The organism is Cellulophaga sp. BC115SP, assembly GCF_009905545.1.
In the GTDB taxonomy this organism is placed as follows: Bacteria; Bacteroidota; Bacteroidia; order Cytophagales; family Spirosomataceae; genus Flectobacillus; species Flectobacillus rivi.
Genome location: NZ_JAAALB010000011.1, coordinates 57320 through 75329, shown reverse-complemented (window position 1 = coordinate 75329; position 18010 = coordinate 57320). Strand labels below are relative to the sequence as shown.

Genomic DNA, 18010 nt, shown 5'->3' with positions numbered 1-18010 from the left:
AGTCATTGCTAGGTGTGTTCAGAATATCTCTGCCCAATCTCTATTTTTCAATGAGTAAGGTATATTCACCAGCAGATAAAAGACCTACTTGTGGAGTCGAGATAGCTTTTTGATTAATGCTTTTTACCTTGTATCCTTCTGGTAATTGTACTTTAGCGGAGGCATTTGGTGGCACTACGATTTTATAAATTACGGTATTACCTTTTTGTTCCCATTCAGAGTGAATCAAACCTCTTGGGGATTCGAAATCCGCTGAGAATGTTGCTAAACCTTCAACAAAATTGGGTTTTAGAATAATGCTTTTAAAGCCAGCCCCTTGCTCATCTGGAAAAATTCCTGCTAATCCTTTGTATAGCCATGCACCAATCTCACCAAACATAATATGGTTCATCGAAATGTCTGATTTGGCATCAATTGGCCAGTTTTCGTACAAACTTGTAGCACCGTTTACTATCCACCAACCCCACGAAGGGTAGCTTTCCTGAGAAGCAACTTTGTAAGCAACCGAGGCATATCCATTTTCGCTCAAAGCGTTCAAAATAGCTTTTGTTCCCAACAAACCTACGTCTAAGTGATAATTGTCTTGGGCAACTCTATCAGCCAAGTTTTTCGCTACTTTGGGTTTCAACGCCTCAGGAACTAAACCCCAATAAAGAGGAACACTTAGTTCGGTCTGAACTCCCGCACCGTAAATACCAGTTTGCTCGTTGAGATATTTCTGATTAAATGCCTTTTTGATTTTTTCGGCTAAAGCTGAATATTTAGCATAATCTTCTTGGTTTCCGAGTAGTTTGGCTGCCTTCGCCAAGATTGTTACATCCACAAAGTAATACGCCGTTGAGGTTAATTCCACAGGTGTTTTGGATTTGACAGGAACCCAATCGCCCAATCCCCAAGTGCATAGCCCGTTCGGACTGATATCTGTAATATGATCCACATATCGTTTGATGGGTTCATAAGAATCTTTTAACAGTTTGCTGTCTCCATAAAACAAATAAATATTCCAAGGGATAATGGCTATCGTACTAGTCCAATCTGGTCCGTTGCCCCATTCATAGCCCCAGCCTCCTGTAGGAATAATTGAAGGAAGCACACCATTTGGCTGTTGTTCGTCACGATGATCGGCGAGCCATTTTTCATAGATAGTTATTCCATCAAAATTATAAAGTCCTGTTTCGCTGGCAATATGGGCATCGCCTGTCCAGCCATTTTTTTCTCTTTGTGGGCAATCGGTTGGATAGCCAAAAAGGTTAGACAAATAAGAGCGATTAGTAGCAGCCCAGATTTTATTGAGTGTTGGGTTAGAACTGGTGATTTTGCCAATAGCAGGTACATCTGAGTGCATAAAATAGCCTTTCACACTATTTTGCGTAAGCTCAATCGGTTCAGAACTATTGATTTCGATATATTGAAAACCTTTATAATTGAATTTTGGCGTAAAAGTCTCTTCTCCTTTGCCACCTAATATAAAAATATCAGTTTGAAAAGGGTCTTTATCGTCTGTTGGGCGATAATGTACATCAATGTTTGATTGATCAACGTGTCCGTCTGGCAATAATCTTTCAGCATGCTTTAGCCTTATGACAGTTCCAGCGTTGCCTTTTACGGTTATAGTGGAAACGCCAGAGATATTTTCGCCTAAATCAAATACATAGTTTTGTTTTGAAAAAGTCTTTAAATTTTTGCTCAAAATCTCATTTGTATGTCTAATCGGATGAAGCGCTTGGGCTACAATATGGGTAGAAGGAGCGGCGCGATAAATGACATCTTTCCATGTTTTGTCATCATAGTTGGGCAAATTCCATCCTGTTTTTTCTAGTCTTGCATCATAATGCTCTGCGGTATAAATACTGTTAAATGTTACTGGGCTTTCTGAAGTTTTCCAACCTTTGCCAGAACTAATGGTTTCAACTGAGCCATCTTTGTAGGTAATGCGGACATCCAAGCAAAAAGTTGGACGATTACGCCAAGGAGCTTTATCAAAAAACCAAACCGCTGTAGATTGGTGATTATACCAGCCATTGCCTAATAACACACCTATGGCATTTTTCCCATGTTGTAAGTGCTTAGTGACATCATACGTTACGTACAAGTTTCGTCTGTCAAAACGAGTGTACATGGGGTCGAGGCGGTGATTGCCCACTCGTTGTCCGTTGATACTTAACTCATACAAGCCACCCACCGCAATATAGGCGCGAGCCGAAACAATTTCTTTTTTGGCTTCGAAGGCTTTTCTAAAATAGGGAGCATTTTTTTCTTCTTTGCCTTGGCTATCGCTTATCCAAGCACCTTTCCAATCTGAAGGATTCAATAAACCCATTTCGAAACTCGCAATCGCACTCAGTGTTTGATTGTTTTTGTCGATTAATTTCCAATAATATTTCTGGAAAGATTGTAAGGGTTTTCCTGCATAAATGGCTAGTTGTTGTGAAGACGTAATTTGGCTCGATGTCCATGTATTATTACGCCCTTTTATCAGTGCTAGAGAGTCGGTGTCGACACAAATTTTGACAGAGACTGGGTTTTGCTTAGTGGTAAACTCCCAAGTAAATCGTGGGGCTGTTTGGTCTATTCCCAAGGGATTTTCCAAGTATTCACAGCGAAGTTTTTGCGTTTGAGCCAATAAGGAAATACTGCTCAAAAGAATTCCAGCGCTGATGAGTGATAGAATACGTTTCATGATTATAGAATTGAGTGATTTTAAGAAAACAAGGTTTCATTTTTTCGGATAAAAAGTGTCATGTGTTAACATTAATAATCAGCGGATGGAGAGATTTTCCAGATAATTCAGGTTAATTACTTTTCTCGAATACCTATATTTGAAGTACTTCCTTGCCTTCGATGCTTAAGCTGTTTTTAGGTATATTTAATATTAAAATAATACTGAGAAAAATCCGTATCCAACCAAGGGAAGGGTTTCACTCTCAATAATTCCCAATTTTCTTAAATCTAAACGTATGTATTCTTTTAAACAAAAAATCAAACTTGCTCTTACGGCTTGTTTGCTATCAACGGGCATTTTGCCTGTAATAGCACAACAAAGTTATGAGCTAAATCAAGGCTGGAAATGTACCAAAGCAAACACTGTTCAAGCTTCGGGTACGCAGATTTCAAGTCCTCAATTCGACCTTTCTGCTTGGAAACCTGCGGTAGTTCCGGGAACGGTTTTGACTACTCAGTTGGCCAACAAAGAAATTCCTGATCCATTTTACGGACTCAATAATGAGAAAATTCCAGATATATATCATGTCGGGAAAGAGTATTATACCTATTGGTTTGTAAAGGATTTTGAAGAAAAAAAGCCAGCATCAGGAGAAAAAGTTTGGTTGAAATTTAGAGGTATCAACTACTCTTGTGAGATCTTTGTCAATGGTCAAAAAGTCAATAAAGAGCCATTCGAAGGGATGTTTTTACGCAAAGCATTTGATATTACTAACTTATTGTCAAGCAATGGCAAAAACCGCTTGGCAGTGATTGTATATCCTTCTAATTCCCCAGGAAATCCCAATGGGGGTCAAGGCGGAGATGGAACTATTGCCAAAAATGTAGCTATCCAATACACCGCAGGGTGGGACTGGATTCGTCCTATTCGTGACCGTAATACAGGTATTTGGGATAAAGTTCAAATTGAAAAAACTGGCTTGGTCAACCTCAAAGACCCACATGTTATCACGCTTGTGTCGGGTGTTCGCACGCCAGAGGGTACTCAGCAACCAGCAACTGTAAAAACAACTGCTGAGTTGGAAAATACTAGCGATATCCCTGTTTCGGGAGTTCTAAGTTTTAAACTAAATGGACAAACTGTTTCTGAAAAACTTACATTACCAGCCAAATCGAGCAAAACTTACAAAATCAAAGACCTTATTGTAAACAATCCTAAACTTTGGTGGCCAGCGGGTTATGGTCCACAAAATTTGTATGATGCTGAGTTTAGCTTTACGCCAAACGGTCAAAAAGTATCTGATTTTGAGAAATTGCAAGTAGGTATTCGCGAAATTCAAACCTCATGGAATACAACAACCCAAAGTCGTCAGATTGCAGTAAATGGTCAAAAGATTTTTATCAAAGGGGGCAACTGGATTATTTCGGATGCAATGTTGCGCTTTTCAAAAGAACGCTATGACGCCGAAATTCGCTATCATAGAGATATGAACCTGAATTTGATTCGTATTTGGGGAGGAGCATTAGTAGAGCGTCCTGAGTTTTATGAAGCTTGTGACAAATACGGTTTATTGGTATTTCAAGATTTCTGGATGTCGGGCGACTGCAATGGTCGTTGGATTGACCCTATGAAAAAAGAAGACCAATGGACACGCCGTAAATATCCTGATAATCATCCTTTGTTTTTGGAGTCGGCAGCGGATATGATTAAAATGGTACGCAATTTCCCTTCTTTGGCTATGTGGTGCGGAGGAAACGAAATTACGCCTCCAGAAGATATTTTGGTGCCATTGCGAGACAAAATTTTACCTGAACTAGACGGAACTCGTTGGTTTGTAGATTATTCTAATTCGGATGCGATGTCTTATAACTTTCTTGGTGGTAACGGCGACGGGCCTTATGGAATTCAACCTTTGGAGGTATTTTGGCAACAGCGTACTTTCCCATTCAACTCTGAAGTAGGTTCGGTAGGAACAGGGGATTATGAATCGTTGAAAAGATTTATTCCCGAAGAAAACTTGAAAGTTCCATATCACAATACTGGAACAAAGCCTGATACTGTTTGGACGTATCACACTTACACGGGGGTGGGCTACAACCAGTTTATTGACCCTTATGGAAAACCAAAAGATATAAAGGATTTTGGTTTAAAGGCACAGTTGGTAAACTACGACCAATATCGTGGTTTAATGGAAGGCTTTAGTGCGCATCAGTGGGATTGGTACACAGGGGTAATCATTTGGAAAACCCAAAACCCTTGGACTGCCATGCGTGGACAGATGTATGACTATTATCTTGATCCAAATGCTTGTTTGTACGGATTGCGTAGCGGTAGTGAATTGGTGCATATCATGGCAAATCCAATTGATGGTATGTTGATGATGGTCAATAATGATTTTACCGCAAAACGAAATTTGATGCTGGTGGCTACAGCTTATGATACTAAAGGTAATTCCAAACTTATTACCAAAGTATTTACCTATATTGAAGCGACATCCATTAAGAAGATTTTATCAGTTAAAAATATCTTGGATGAGTTAGGAGCTAAAGATGGTTCATTTCTTTCGTTGCAATTGCTAGATGAAAACCAAAAGATTATAAGTGATAATTTCTATTGGTATCCTAATGCCGAAGGTAAATACTCAGGTTTACAAACCATGCCAACTGCCAATGTAGAGGTAGTAGCCAAACGCCTTTCAGGTGATAAAATAGAAGTGAGCTTGACGAATAAAGATGAAAAAACTATAGCGTTCTTCAACCGAGTTTCGTTAGTAAATAGTCAAAGTAAAGAGCGTATTTTACCAACTTTCTACGATGATAACTACGTTTCGATTACGCCAAAAACAACCAAGAAGGTAGTTTTAGAGGCAAAAGCAGGTGCTCAACCAACTCAAATTTCTATTGAAGGCTGGAATTTACCTATCCGATATATAGACATAAAGTAAAACGAATGTAAACCCTAGTCCAGGGCTTGGTCTTGGACTACTTTTTCAAAAGTTTAAAACTTGGACTACTTAAAGTAGAAGGTTTAGAATATATATTGTGTTTTAAACAGAATAGGAAAAATGCCCAATCTTACGAGGTATCTTGGTTTGGTTACAATGATGTTATTTATCGTTTTTTTTCAACAGTGTAACCATAAAAAGGAAGAAGTATTGCTATCAACTTTTTTCAAGGTAATTAATTGGCAAGACTTCAATGCACGTAATTTGAAAAAAAATAATCTATCCCACTTTCTAAGCGATAGTGTTGATTATTACCACAGGGCAACCTTTTTCAAGTATATGAGGGATGTGCCCAATAATACGCCTTATCAGGAATTTTACCTAATCGAGATTTACACTGATGGAGAAGTTATTTCTCACAAAAATATTCTTGTGGTGAAGCATAATAATGAGATACTCTATTTTTCGTATAAGGGCGTCAGGACTTGGAAAGAATTTATAATTTTTAGTCGAGACAAAAGCTTTTTTAATTACGAAAAATTACAAAAGGGTACTTTTAAACCTATGACTCAGGACACTTTGATAACCAAAGTTACAGGTCTTTCGTATTGAATTACAACTATTGTCCAAGACTAAGTCATTGACTCATTTTTAAGCTTAGAATCCTCAAAGTGAAAGATTTATGTCTTTACTTTGAGGATTCATTTTTATATAACAAGGGAAAAGATTTCTATGCGGTTTGCTCTGGTTTGTATTTGACAAAACCAAATAGATGTAAAAATACGCTTCTCGACATTCTAAAATTGAATGGTACCGCAATCAAGGATACAATTGGAATAGGAATAATATAACCTAAAACTGATGGGTCGTTGAATCCCCAATAAATTACGATACCCATAATCGCCAAAATCGCCACTGAAAAGCCATAACTCACAAACATAGCGCCGTACCAAAAACCAGGTTCTACTTCAAAATGTAGCCCACAAACAGGACAGTTATCGTGCATCTCGTCAAATTTGTTAACGCGCCAGTTAGCATATTTAAACATTTTTCCTTGGCGACATTGCGGACAACGCATTTCTATCATCGCACGTGTTTTACTTCTTTCGACATCGAGTTTTATATTTTGATATTCGTTCATGACTAAAAATATTTATATGAAACAAAATTGTATTTATGTGCTTTAAGCTGTATGCCGTAGGCTTTAGGTAGAAAATAATAAGTTAGTGGGCAAAATTAAATTATAAAGCTTTCGGCTAAAGTAACTATTATCAGAAAGTAGAAGTTTTTTTGCCTAATGCTTACGGCCTACCGCTTAAAGCAAGGCTACTCAATACTTCTTTCTAAACTCTTCTGGACTTGACCCCACATGTTTTTTAAAAAACTTGGAGAAATATGAATTGTCCGCAAAATTGAGATAATAGGCAATTTCTGAAATACTCGTGTTTTTGTTGACCAATAATCTTTTTGCTTCCAACACAATTCTATTACGAATTACCTCGCCTGCTTGCATACCCAAATGCTCCTTACAAAGGGCGTTCAAATGATTAGGAGTAATATATAATAATTCTGCGTACTCCATGGGTAACTTTAGGGTAGTATGATGTTTTTCAATCAACTTTTGAAAATTCTTTAACAAGGTGTAATTGAACTGAGGAATATTTTTTGGCTTTTCAGTAATAGTTTGCTGGTCAATGGCAATAAACATTTGTATGAGCAAACTTTTTATCATGTCATGGGCAAAAGGTTGCTTTTGCTGTGCCTGTTCAAGGATTTCTTCAAAAAAGCCCTTCACTTTTTGATTAAGCGGAAAACTCAAATTAATGACACTATCTTGAGCGATATTATTGAAAAATGAAAAGTTGGCTAAATATTCAGCTTTTAATAGAAAAGACTGGAAAAACTCTTCCGAAAAATTGACAACATATCCATCAATCGGTCCTTCAAAACTCCAACTATGCACCTGACCAGGTATCATAAAGTAAATCTGATAAGGTTTTACATCAAAATTGCTAAAATCTACCGTATGAAAACCAGCACCTTGCGTAAAGAAAACCAAATGATAAAAACTATGTCGGTGTGCATGATGAAGGTTTTTGTGTCGCTCCAAATAGGCGCCAAATCTACTCACCAAAAAATCTTCATCTCTCGTTTCGGATAATGTGCAAATATCTAAAATGGGAAAATTTATTTTTTTATCTGACATACTTTATATTGGCTTCGTTTGATGATGTCAAAGGTAGATGTTAAAAAAGAAATATATGTGGTGTGAAATGTAGTTTTAATGGTAATAATTACCGATTGGTTTATTTCTTATACTTATTGAGTGAAATTGCTATTAAATATATTTTACTCTATAGGTTTTGTGGTTTTATAAATATATAGGTATATTTGATTGTGATTATTCTTTTAGGAAAAATGTATTAAACTAAAGAAACAAAACCTTGGCAATGCAGTAGATGTATTGTTGTTCCAATTACTTCTAAAACAGAAACCTATTGGCTTTGCCCTTAAAAACCCTTTGATATGAAATTTGAAACCCTCCAACTGCACGCAGGTCAGCAAGTAGACCCAACAACTAACTCAAGAGCAGTACCTATTTATCAAACAACTTCTTATTCGTTTAATAGTGCTGAACATGGCGCCAATCTTTTTGCTTTGAAGGAATTTGGTAATATTTACACACGTATTATGAACCCAACCAACGATGTATTCGAGAAAAGAATTGCAGCGTTGGAAGGTGGTGTAGCAGCTTTGGCAGTTAGCTCAGGACATGCGGCGCAGTTCTTGGCGATTAATAACATCACAACGGCAGGAGATAACTTTGTTACGACCTCGTTCTTGTATGGCGGAACGTATAATCAGTTCAAAAATTCCTTCAAAAATATTGGAGTAGAGGCTCGATTTGCCAATGGCGACGACGTATCGAGCTTTGAAAAATTGATTGATGATCGTACCAAATTGATTTATTTGGAAACCATCGGAAACCCAAGTTTTAGCGTTCCCGATTTTGAAGCATTTGCTGCTTTGGCGAACAAATACGAAATTCCATTGATTGTTGATAATACTTTTGGGGCAGGTGGTGCTATTGCCCAACCGCTCAAACATGGTGCGCACGTGGTGGTAGAATCTGCAACTAAGTGGATTGGCGGACACGGAACGTCGATGGGCGGTGTAATTGTCGATGGCGGTACATTTAACTGGGGCAATGGTAAATTTCCTCAATTTACAGAGCCTTCGCCGTCATATCATGGCTTGGTGCTCAATGATGTTTTCGGTATCGGTGGACCATTCGGCAATATTCAATATATCATTCGTGCTAGGGTAGAAGGCTTGCGCGATTGGGGGCCTTCACAAAGTCCATTCAACTCATTCTTATTAATACAAGGTTTAGAAACTTTGTCATTGCGTGTAGAAAGAATTGGTGAAAATGCTCAAAAGCTAGCTGAGTGGTTGTTGGCGCATCCAGAGGTGGAAGGTGTAAATTATCTTGGTTTGGAAAGTAGCCCATATCACGAGCTAGCGAAAAAATACTTGAATCGTAGTTTTGGGGGTGTTTTATCCTTCAAATTGAAAGGAGACAAAGCTCGTGCAGAAAAGTTTGTAAATAGCCTTCAGTTGATTAGTCATTTGGCGAATGTTGGCGATTCAAAAACCCTGATTATTCACCCAGCTTCGACTACACACTCTCAATTGTCAGAGGCCGAACAATTAGCTGCTGGCGTAGAACCAACTTCACTACGTTTGTCAGTAGGAATTGAACATATCGACGATATTAAAGCAGATATTGAGCAAGCTTTGAAAGCATAATCTTCAGAGTATGAGTGCAGAGTTGTGAGTGATGAGTTGTGAATGATGAATTAGGGTTGTACGAAGGGTTATGAAAACTGTTTATTTCAGATTTCGGATACTGGATTTCGGAAGTGTAAGCCTCTATTATTTTGTAAAGAAAAAGGTATTTTACTATATTTCCGAAATCAGAAATCCCCAATCTGAAATTGTTTGAAATCCTTCGTACAGCTCTAATTGCCAACTACGAACTCACAACTCATCACTTTATATCTCCCATTTGTCTTCGCCTTCGTAAAAATACCTTTTTACAACATAACGGATAGATGAGTAAGAATTAATCAATGCCGTATGAACTTGCTTACGGTCCATCCATTCTAGTTTTTCGATATCTTCTTCAATTTGTGGTTTCATTTTAGAAGCATCCAAAATCTCCATCGAATACCATTTAGTTTGTTTGAGAATGTGTTCGTTTTTGTAAGTATAAGTGTGAAAGGTTGTACAGATTTTTTCTTCCAAACGAACTTTTACATTACATTCTTCCTCCACTTCACGCACCGCACCATTTTTAGATTTTTCGCCTTTGTCGAGTTTACCTTTAGGCAAATCCCATTTTTTGAGACGATACATCAATAATAAATCTCCTTTTTCATTTCGCACTACACCACCTGCCGCTTTAATCACTTTATATTGTGCTTTAATTTGCTCTTCAGTCAAATCTCTGTCGGCTGTTACCAATGTGATAGATTGAAAGTGTGGTAAATCGTGTTCTTTTAAAATCGTAAAAAGTTTATTGATTGTTGGTAAAATTACGTTTAATATCAAGACATGGCCATGCAATTTCTCAGGACGAATACTTTCAAGTTTTGCGTCTATCAAGTGTTCAAAATCTGTGGTTGTCAGAGACTTAGCTTTTTTTTGACTTATCACTTTGATAGGTCTGTCGTCAATGAAAATGATCATCTTAGTGAATAGATATCTTTAAATATTTGGTTCTGCGTAGCACGAGTTGAGCCACCTATATTGTTGCATTGTAAAAGCAAAATTACATTTTTGTTAGTAAAACATGCCCGACTCTTCCTATTTTTGCATAAAAGTTGAAAATCGGCAACCAAATTTGCCTTCTTTGCTTGAATACAATCTCAAAACAGACAAAGAAATCTCATCGCCCTATACAAATTCTGTAATCCAATGACACAAGCAACACTTGCACAAACTGTAGCCTCGATGCTACTGGACGTAAAAGCCGTAAGATTAAGCCCAGATAAGCCTTTCAAATGGGCTTCAGGTTGGAATTCTCCTATTTATTGTGATAACCGTATTACCCTTTCTCATGCAAAGGTACGTACTGCGATTCGTGACGGCTTGGCTGCTGCTGTAAAAGCATACTGGCCAGAGGTTGATATTATTGCTGGTGTAGCTACAGCAGGTATTGCGCAAGGTGCTTTGGTAGCTGATTTCTTAGATTTACCTTTTTGCTATGTACGCCCTGAGCCAAAAAAACACGGTATGGGCAACCAAATTGAAGGCGAAATCAAAGCTGGACAAAAAGTCGTATTAGTAGAGGACTTAGTGTCTACTGGCGGTAGCTCGTTGAAAGCCGCTGAAGCCTTACGTGATGCAGGAGCAAATGTATTGGGTATGGTGGCCATTTTTACGTATGGTTTCAACGTAGCAAGTCAAAACTTTGCAGAAAAAGGTTTGAAATTCTATACATTAAGCGATTACGAAACCTTGTTGGAGGAAGCTAAAAAGAAAAATTATGTTACAGAAAGTCAGATGATTACGCTTCAAGAGTGGCGTCATGATCCTGCTAACTGGAATATTTAGTTCGATATAGTTTGGTTTTTAACCAGCTCAAACAAAACGGTCGATAAACTCTATCGACCGTTCACTTTATTAAAAGAATCTCTAACTGCATTTAGGTTTAAAATTTCTAGCTGTAAATTTTACCTCTTTCTACACTCTTTAAGAGTTTGTTTACCATAGTTGTCTCCATAAGAATTGCTTTCATAACTCACTTTAGTTGAAATACACTCTAGTTTTAATTTATATATCTTCATCAATTACCGTTGAATAAGAATGGATAGGTTTCTCAAATTCAGAGGCCTATTTTTAGGATTGTGTTGCCACATTTCGAAGAATGCTGTTTTGTAAGTAAATCTCATATAAGCCTAAACTCTGCTAGTATTAGCATTGTCAAAGAATCTGAAAACATCTTAAAGCTGACACACATTTTACCATGAATCATATAAAATCATTATTTATATTCCTCTTACTATCATCCTTTTTTATTGGTGCGAAAGCCCAAAATTTGGAAAGTGCTCGTGAAAAATGGAACAAATTACCTTCAAATGAAAAAAGAGCCTTAGCCATATATCAATTCTGTAAAGAAGGTAATCTAGAAGATCAAGTAAAGCGTGACTTATTACAAGAGGCGGTTAATCTCATTCCAGAAAAATCCGCCGATACCTTAGTGGGACATTTGTACTATAAGCTAGGACAAACCAATTATGGGCTAGAGGATTATGTAAAGTCTTTAGAGAATTTCAATACAGCGCTTCATAGATTTCAAGTCCAAAAAGATCTCTATTGGGTAGCAACGACCTATATTCAATTAGGCAATGTTTTTGAACGTCAAAATAGATTGGATGAGGCAGAACGAATGTATGTATTGACCCAAAAAATAGGAAAGGATTTACATAATGACAAACTCATTGCTTACTCATATAATAGTTTAAGTATTATTTACGACAAAAGAGGTCAATCTCAAAAAGCGCTTGATTTGAGTCTTATAGGTTTAAAATACCTTAAATCCGCGAAGATGTCTGATGATTATCTTTCTGGATTAGTTAATATAGGTATACACTACAAAAATTTAGGACAATTTGATAAAGCAATTCAGATGTATGAAGAAGCTTTAAGCCTTGAAATAACTCAAAAAGACGCTTTCAGTTTAGCCGCCGTTTACATAAATCTTGCATGGGCCTACAATGGAAAAAAAGCCTACAAAGAAGGTATCAGTTCAGCGTTGAAGGGGATTGAATATGCCAATAATATTCCTGAAAGAAAATACTTTCAAGCAGATGCCTATGACGTTTTGGCAAAACTTTATGAAGGTGAAAAAAAATGGGATAAAGCCTATTTAGCCTACAAAAGCCACGTAGCCCTCAATGATAGTATCACCAATCTGGAAATCAAGTCGAAAGTGGTTGAACTTGAAGAACGCAATAAAACCATCGAGAAAGAAACTCAGATAAAGGAGCTAAATTACCAAAATAAAAATAAACAGAATATCATTTTTTTCGGGCTTGTCTTAATTGCCGTGTTGGTTCTTGCGGGTTTTTTACTTATTCGTAAAAATAGAATTATTCATCAAAATAACGATTTGTTGACAAGCCAAAATGCGAAAATTCAGGAGCAGTCAGACAAACTTGTATTGATGATGAAAGAACTTCATCACCGCGTTAAAAATAATTTGTCTATTGTGGCAAGTCTACTCAACCTTCAAACGTATGGGCTTACCGACCAAGATGCCATAAAAGCAGTGCAAACAGGTCAAAAGAGGGTGGAGGCAATGTCTTTGATTCACCAAAAATTATATCAGACAAGTCATACTACTGCGTTGAATATCAAGGAATACATTACTGATTTGGTTGAAAATATTATGGAAAGTTATGGATATTCTCGCCAGAATTTTAATCTGTTACTAGATATAGAACAAACTGAAATTGATGTGGATTTAGCAATTCCTATCGGGTTGATTTTGAATGAATTGGTCACAAATTCGTTTAAATATGCCTATCAACAAGTTCCTGATCCAACCTTGGAAATTAAATTCAAAACAGAAGGTGGTATCTATTTAAAAGTAAGAGATAATGGTGCTGGTATTGACATGGAAAAATGGAATAGCAAAGGTCGTCGTTCTTTTGGAAAGCAACTTATCGTTTCATTGAGCAAACAAGTATCAGGGCAATACAAAGTAGAAAATGACGGTGGTGCAGTGTTTGAACTTGCCATTATTCCAAATCAAGAGGCTGCTTAAGCCAAACAAAACTTTTTCCCCGGTAATGCTTTTACCAATCCTTGAAATTCCAAGTGTAAAAGGAGAGAAGCCAAGCGAGCCATTACAATTTGAGATTGCCAACTAATTTCATCAATTTGTAATGGCCCTTTTTGGTGCAATAGTGCCAAAATTTGACTTTCCTCAGTACTTAACCCAGAAAAATCAATCGCCTTTGCCAAGGACTCATGGGTCTGTACCAAATCCCAATTTAATGATTCTACAATGTCTTCTACCTGTGTATAAATCTGTGCTTTATTTTTTCTGATAAGTAAATTACAACCTTCCGAATGACTTTTGCCAAGCTGACCTGGCACAGCAAATACATCACGATGATAATTATTGGCAAATTCAGCCGTGATAAGGGCTCCACCCTTAATAGCAGCTTCTACTACAATCGTAGCATCGGACATACCCGCAATGATTCTATTTCTTCTAGGAAAATATGGCGCCTCTGGAATTACTCCAAAGGGGTGCTCAGACATAACGCCACCTAATTGCTGCATTTGTATGGCGGTTTGTTTGTGCTGACTAGGATACACCTTGTCTATTCCATTGGCCATCACACCAATCGTTGGAATTTGATATTGTACGCTGGCTTTATGTGCGCAAATGTCAATGCCATAGGCCAATCCACTGATGCAAACACAGTTGAAGGTTTTGAGTTGTGAAACAATCTGCTCTGTTACCACACGCCCGTAGTCGGTCATTTGACGAGTTCCTACAATGGCGATGCTTCTTTGAGGATTTAATACCTCTGGATTGCCTTTGTAATACAAAATGCAGGGGGCATCATACAGAGATTTGAGTCGTCGAGGATAGTCAGTGTCTAAATAGAAAAGAATATGAACGTTTTCTTTCTCGGCTTGCTTTACAACAGCTTCAGCGAGTGTTAATACCTTTTGTTGGACAATATTTTGGGCAAGCACTTCTCCAATATTCGGAATTTTGAGAAGTTTAACTTTGGGGGATTTGAATACATTTTCGGCTGAGCCACAATAGCTTACCAATTGTTTGATTAAAATGTCTCCAATTTTGGGAATAAGTGACAGACCTACCTGATATACCTTTTCTGAGGTAAATTGCATAATGATGGTATAGAAAAAGATTAAATAACTCGGACCGAGTTTTCAAGTGTAGATTTTCTGGTGTGCTAGTGGTACTTGTAATCAGATTATAACGAACTATCGTCTCCTTGATCGAGAGAATCTCGTACTTTTTTAAGAAAATCACGTAACCCTACCAAGGTATCAACTACTTCTTGGTTGGCGTTTTTGCGAGCTCTCTTTTTTTCTAGTGCATTTTTTGCACCTTCAATGGTATGCCCTTCCTCCTCTATTAAAATGAAAATTTCACGTATTTCCTTAATATCATCTGGTGTGTATTTTCTATCCCCAGCTCGATCACGCTTGGGATTTATCGTAGGGAAGTGATCCTGCCAATAACGTAATTTTGAAATATTTACGTTAAACATGCCTGCAACTTCTGATATGGAATAATAACGTTTAGTAAGATTCTGCTGCATAATATTCAAAAATCGAGAGAAACCTAGGACCTTATACTCTAAATAGTATGTGTTCTCTCAATCCAAAGTAAAAATTTTATTACAAAACTATGAGGGTGTTGGTTTTTAGTTGGTGGCTAAGTGTTTGATAATTAGCTCTTAATAAAAGCATTGGGTAGTGAAATGCGATAATTAGCTAAAATGATTTTTCAACATTATCGTTCTTGAGCCTGAAAACAACTAATTTTGCAAAAAAATGATTTTAAGCAAAGATAAAATTTTTATCGAAAAATCAGGAATCTATTTAGTACAAAAAAATATTTAGTGTAAGGAATGACATTTGTCAGTCATTTCAGCCCTAAACATAACCATATAATTACCAATGACTTCCAGAGAAATTAGAAAACAGTTCTTGGACTTTTTTGCATCGAAAGGTCACTTAATTGTTCCTTCAGCTCCATTAGTAGCCAAAAATGACCCAACCTTGATGTTCAACAACTCGGGTATGGCTCAGTTCAAAGATTTTTTCTTAGGTAACGGAACTCCGCCCTCAAAGCGTATTGCCGATACCCAAAAATGTTTGAGAGTTTCAGGAAAACACAATGACCTTGAAGATGTAGGCTTTGACACATACCACCATACGATGTTTGAGATGTTGGGTAACTGGTCATTTGGCGACTATTTCAAAAAAGAAGCCTTGGCTTGGTCATGGGAGTTATTGACAGAGGTGTACAAGTTACCCAAAGATCGTATCTATGTTTCGGTGTTTCAAGGTGATGAAAAAGATGGCGTGCCATTTGATCAAGAAGCATGGGATATTTGGAAGGCTATCGTTGGAGAAGAGCGTATTATTCTAGGAAATAAAAAGGATAACTTCTGGGAAATGGGCGAAACTGGCCCATGTGGTCCATGTTCAGAAATCCATATCGATTTACGTGATGCTGAAGAGGTTGCATTGAAATCAGGAAAAGAGCTAGTAAATGCAGACCACCCTCAGGTTGTTGAAATCTGGAATAACGTATTCATGCAGTTTGAGCGTATGGCAGATGGTTCATTGGTCTCACTTCCTTCGAAGCATGTGGATACAGGAATGGGCTTTGAGCGTTTGTGTATGGCAATCCAAGGCAAACAATCGAACTACGATACTGATGTTTTCCAAGGTACGATCAAGCTTATTGCTGACAAAGCTGGCAAAGTGTATGGTCAAGACAAGTGGACGGATATTTCGCTTCGTGTTATTGCTGACCACATTCGTGCTATCGCGTTTGCAATTGCCGATGGACAATTACCTTCAAACAACAAGGCGGGTTATGTAATTCGTCGTATTTTGCGTCGTGCGGTACGTTATGGCTATACTTATTTAGGATTCCGTGAACCGTTTTTGCACTCGATTGTACCATTGTTGTCAGAACAATTTGACGGTGTTTTCCCAGAATTGATTTCTCAACAAGATTTTGTAGCAAAAGTTATTTTAGAGGAAGAAAACTCTTTCTTGCGTACACTTGAGAATGGTTTGAAATTATTAGATAAAATCACTGTTGATTTGAAAGCTAATAATCAAACAGTGATCAATGGTGAGCAAGTATTTGAGTTGAATGATACCTTCGGTTTCCCTGTTGACTTAACTGCCCTTATCGCTCGTGAAAATGGTTTGTCAATCGACGAAGAAGGATACAAAGCTGCACTTCAAGCACAAAAAGAGCGTTCACGCAAGGATGCTTCTACTTCTGCTGAAGACTGGGTGATTTTACAAGAAGTAGATAAAATCGAATTTGTGGGTTATGATGAATTCGAAACGGTTTCTTCTGTAGTGAAATACCAAAAAGTTCAGAACAAACAAGGTACGCAATATAAAGTGGTTTTGGACAAAACGCCTTTCTATGCCGAATCAGGTGGTCAGGTTGGAGATAAAGGTACGATTAGTTTTGGTGGAGTGGCGATTGAAGTAGTAGACACCAAAAAAGAAAATGACCTTATCGTACATTTTATCAGCGACAAGCGTTTTGAATCTTTGGTTTCTGACGAACCAGTAAAAGCGAGTATCGATTTAGCACGTAGAAAGTTGACTAACAACAACCACACATCTACGCACTTGATGCAGGCTGCGCTTAAGCAAGTCTTGGGAAGTCACGTAAACCAAAAAGGTTCATTAGTAAATAACGAAATTTTACGTTTTGACTTCTCTCACTTCCAGAAAGTTACCGACGAAGAAATCGCTCAGGTTGAGGAGATTGTAAACCAAAAAATCCGTGAAAATATTCCTTTGGTAGAAGAACGTAACGTTCCTATTTCTGAAGCAACTTCACGTGGTGCTATGGCATTGTTTGGTGAAAAATATGGTGATTTCGTTCGAGTGATTACTTTCGATAAAAACTATTCGGTAGAACTTTGCGGTGGTACACACGTGCCAGCAACAGGTAATATCGGTTTGTTTAAGATTATCACTGAAACTTCGGTAGCAACGGGTGTTCGTCGTATTGAAGCGGTTACGTCAGAAAAAGCGTTCGAAATTCTTCGTGAACAAGAGGCTATCCTTGACCAATTGAATCAATTGTTGAAAGCGCCAAAAGACCTAGTAAAAGCAGTAGCTTCGTTGTTGGAAGAGAAAAATGCTTTGGCGAAGAAAATCGAAGTATTTGAACAAGAAAAACTTCAAGCAACCAAAGAACGTTTGTTGAACAAAATCGTTTCTTACGGTAGCATCAACGCTATCACTGAAGTTGTTGAAGTTGGTTCGGCAGATGCTTTGAAACAATTGGCTTATGAATTAAAAGCAAAAGTGGGTGATTTGTATTGCGTATTAGGTGCCGAAATCGCTGGTAAGCCACAATTGGCAGTTATGATTGCTGATAATCTGGTAGCAGACAAAGGCTTAAATGCGGGACAAATTATTCGTGAATTGGCCAAAGAAGTGAAAGGTGGAGGCGGTGGCCAACCGTTCTTTGCAACAGCGGGTGGTTCGGACGTAAGTGGTTTGGCTAAAGCGATAGAAAAAGGTAAAACTTTTGTGAACGCATAAGCGTTTTTTAGCATAAGAATATTTCACAC

At 37.6% G+C, this 18010-nt stretch carries 11 protein-coding genes; 5 read left to right on the top strand and 6 right to left on the bottom strand.

All coding sequences use genetic code 11. From position 1 onward, the window contains the following. Positions 1–40 precede the first annotated feature (40 nt). Positions 41–2680, bottom strand: coding sequence for an alpha-L-rhamnosidase (locus GVN22_RS10930; RefSeq protein ID WP_166551064.1), 2640 nt, complete (start codon positions 2678–2680; stop codon positions 41–43). Positions 2681–2957: 277 nt separating this feature from the next. Here GVN22_RS10930 and GVN22_RS10925 point away from each other — a divergent pair, with 277 nt between their 5' ends. Next, the gene (locus GVN22_RS10925; RefSeq protein ID WP_166551063.1) at positions 2958–5606 is read left to right on the top strand and encodes a sugar-binding domain-containing protein; all 2649 of its coding nucleotides are present in this window, start codon (positions 2958–2960) and stop codon (positions 5604–5606) included. A gap of 730 nt (positions 5607–6336) precedes the next feature. Here the strand turns inward: GVN22_RS10925 and GVN22_RS10920 are convergent. Together GVN22_RS10920 and GVN22_RS10915 are read right to left on the bottom strand one after the other, a co-directional pair. Next, on the bottom strand, positions 6337–6747 hold the full coding sequence (locus GVN22_RS10920) for a DUF983 domain-containing protein (RefSeq protein WP_166551062.1): 411 nt from the start codon (positions 6745–6747) through the stop codon (positions 6337–6339). Between the two features lie 189 nt (positions 6748–6936). Then, positions 6937–7812, bottom strand: coding sequence for an AraC family transcriptional regulator (locus GVN22_RS10915; RefSeq protein ID WP_166551061.1), 876 nt, complete (start codon positions 7810–7812; stop codon positions 6937–6939). 320 nt (positions 7813–8132) lie between these two features. On the opposite strand from GVN22_RS10915, the gene GVN22_RS10910 reads away from it, so the two are divergent. Then, positions 8133–9416 carry an O-acetylhomoserine aminocarboxypropyltransferase/cysteine synthase family protein gene (locus GVN22_RS10910; RefSeq protein ID WP_166551060.1) on the top strand — a complete coding sequence of 428 codons (1284 nt, stop codon included), beginning with the start codon at positions 8133–8135 and terminating at the stop codon, positions 9414–9416. A gap of 246 nt (positions 9417–9662) precedes the next feature. Here GVN22_RS10910 and GVN22_RS10905 read toward each other — a convergent pair whose 3' ends face one another. Then, the gene (locus tag GVN22_RS10905) at positions 9663–10358 is read right to left on the bottom strand and encodes an NUDIX hydrolase (RefSeq protein ID WP_166551059.1); all 696 of its coding nucleotides are present in this window, start codon (positions 10356–10358) and stop codon (positions 9663–9665) included. 228 nt (positions 10359–10586) lie between these two features. Here GVN22_RS10905 and pyrE point away from each other — a divergent pair, with 228 nt between their 5' ends. After that, the gene (gene pyrE, locus GVN22_RS10900; protein WP_166551058.1) at positions 10587–11225 is read left to right on the top strand and encodes an orotate phosphoribosyltransferase; all 639 of its coding nucleotides are present in this window, start codon (positions 10587–10589) and stop codon (positions 11223–11225) included. A gap of 412 nt (positions 11226–11637) precedes the next feature. Further along, positions 11638–13440, top strand: coding sequence for a histidine kinase dimerization/phosphoacceptor domain -containing protein (locus GVN22_RS10895; RefSeq protein WP_166551057.1), 1803 nt, complete (start codon positions 11638–11640; stop codon positions 13438–13440). Here GVN22_RS10895 and dprA read toward each other — a convergent pair. Together dprA and GVN22_RS10885 are read right to left on the bottom strand one after the other, a co-directional pair. Next, positions 13437–14546, bottom strand: a complete 1110-nt coding sequence (gene dprA / locus GVN22_RS10890; RefSeq protein ID WP_166551056.1) for a DNA-processing protein DprA — start codon at positions 14544–14546, stop codon at positions 13437–13439. The two genes, GVN22_RS10895 and dprA, sit on opposite strands and share 4 nt — an antisense overlap. Before the next feature lie 86 nt (positions 14547–14632). Then, positions 14633–14983, bottom strand: a complete 351-nt coding sequence (locus GVN22_RS10885; RefSeq protein WP_166551055.1) for a MerR family transcriptional regulator — start codon at positions 14981–14983, stop codon at positions 14633–14635. A gap of 361 nt (positions 14984–15344) precedes the next feature. On the opposite strand from GVN22_RS10885, the gene alaS reads away from it, so the two are divergent. After that, positions 15345–17981 carry an alanine--tRNA ligase gene (gene alaS / locus GVN22_RS10880; protein WP_166551054.1) on the top strand — a complete coding sequence of 879 codons (2637 nt, stop codon included), beginning with the start codon at positions 15345–15347 and terminating at the stop codon, positions 17979–17981. The last annotated feature ends 29 nt before the right edge of the window (positions 17982–18010 follow it).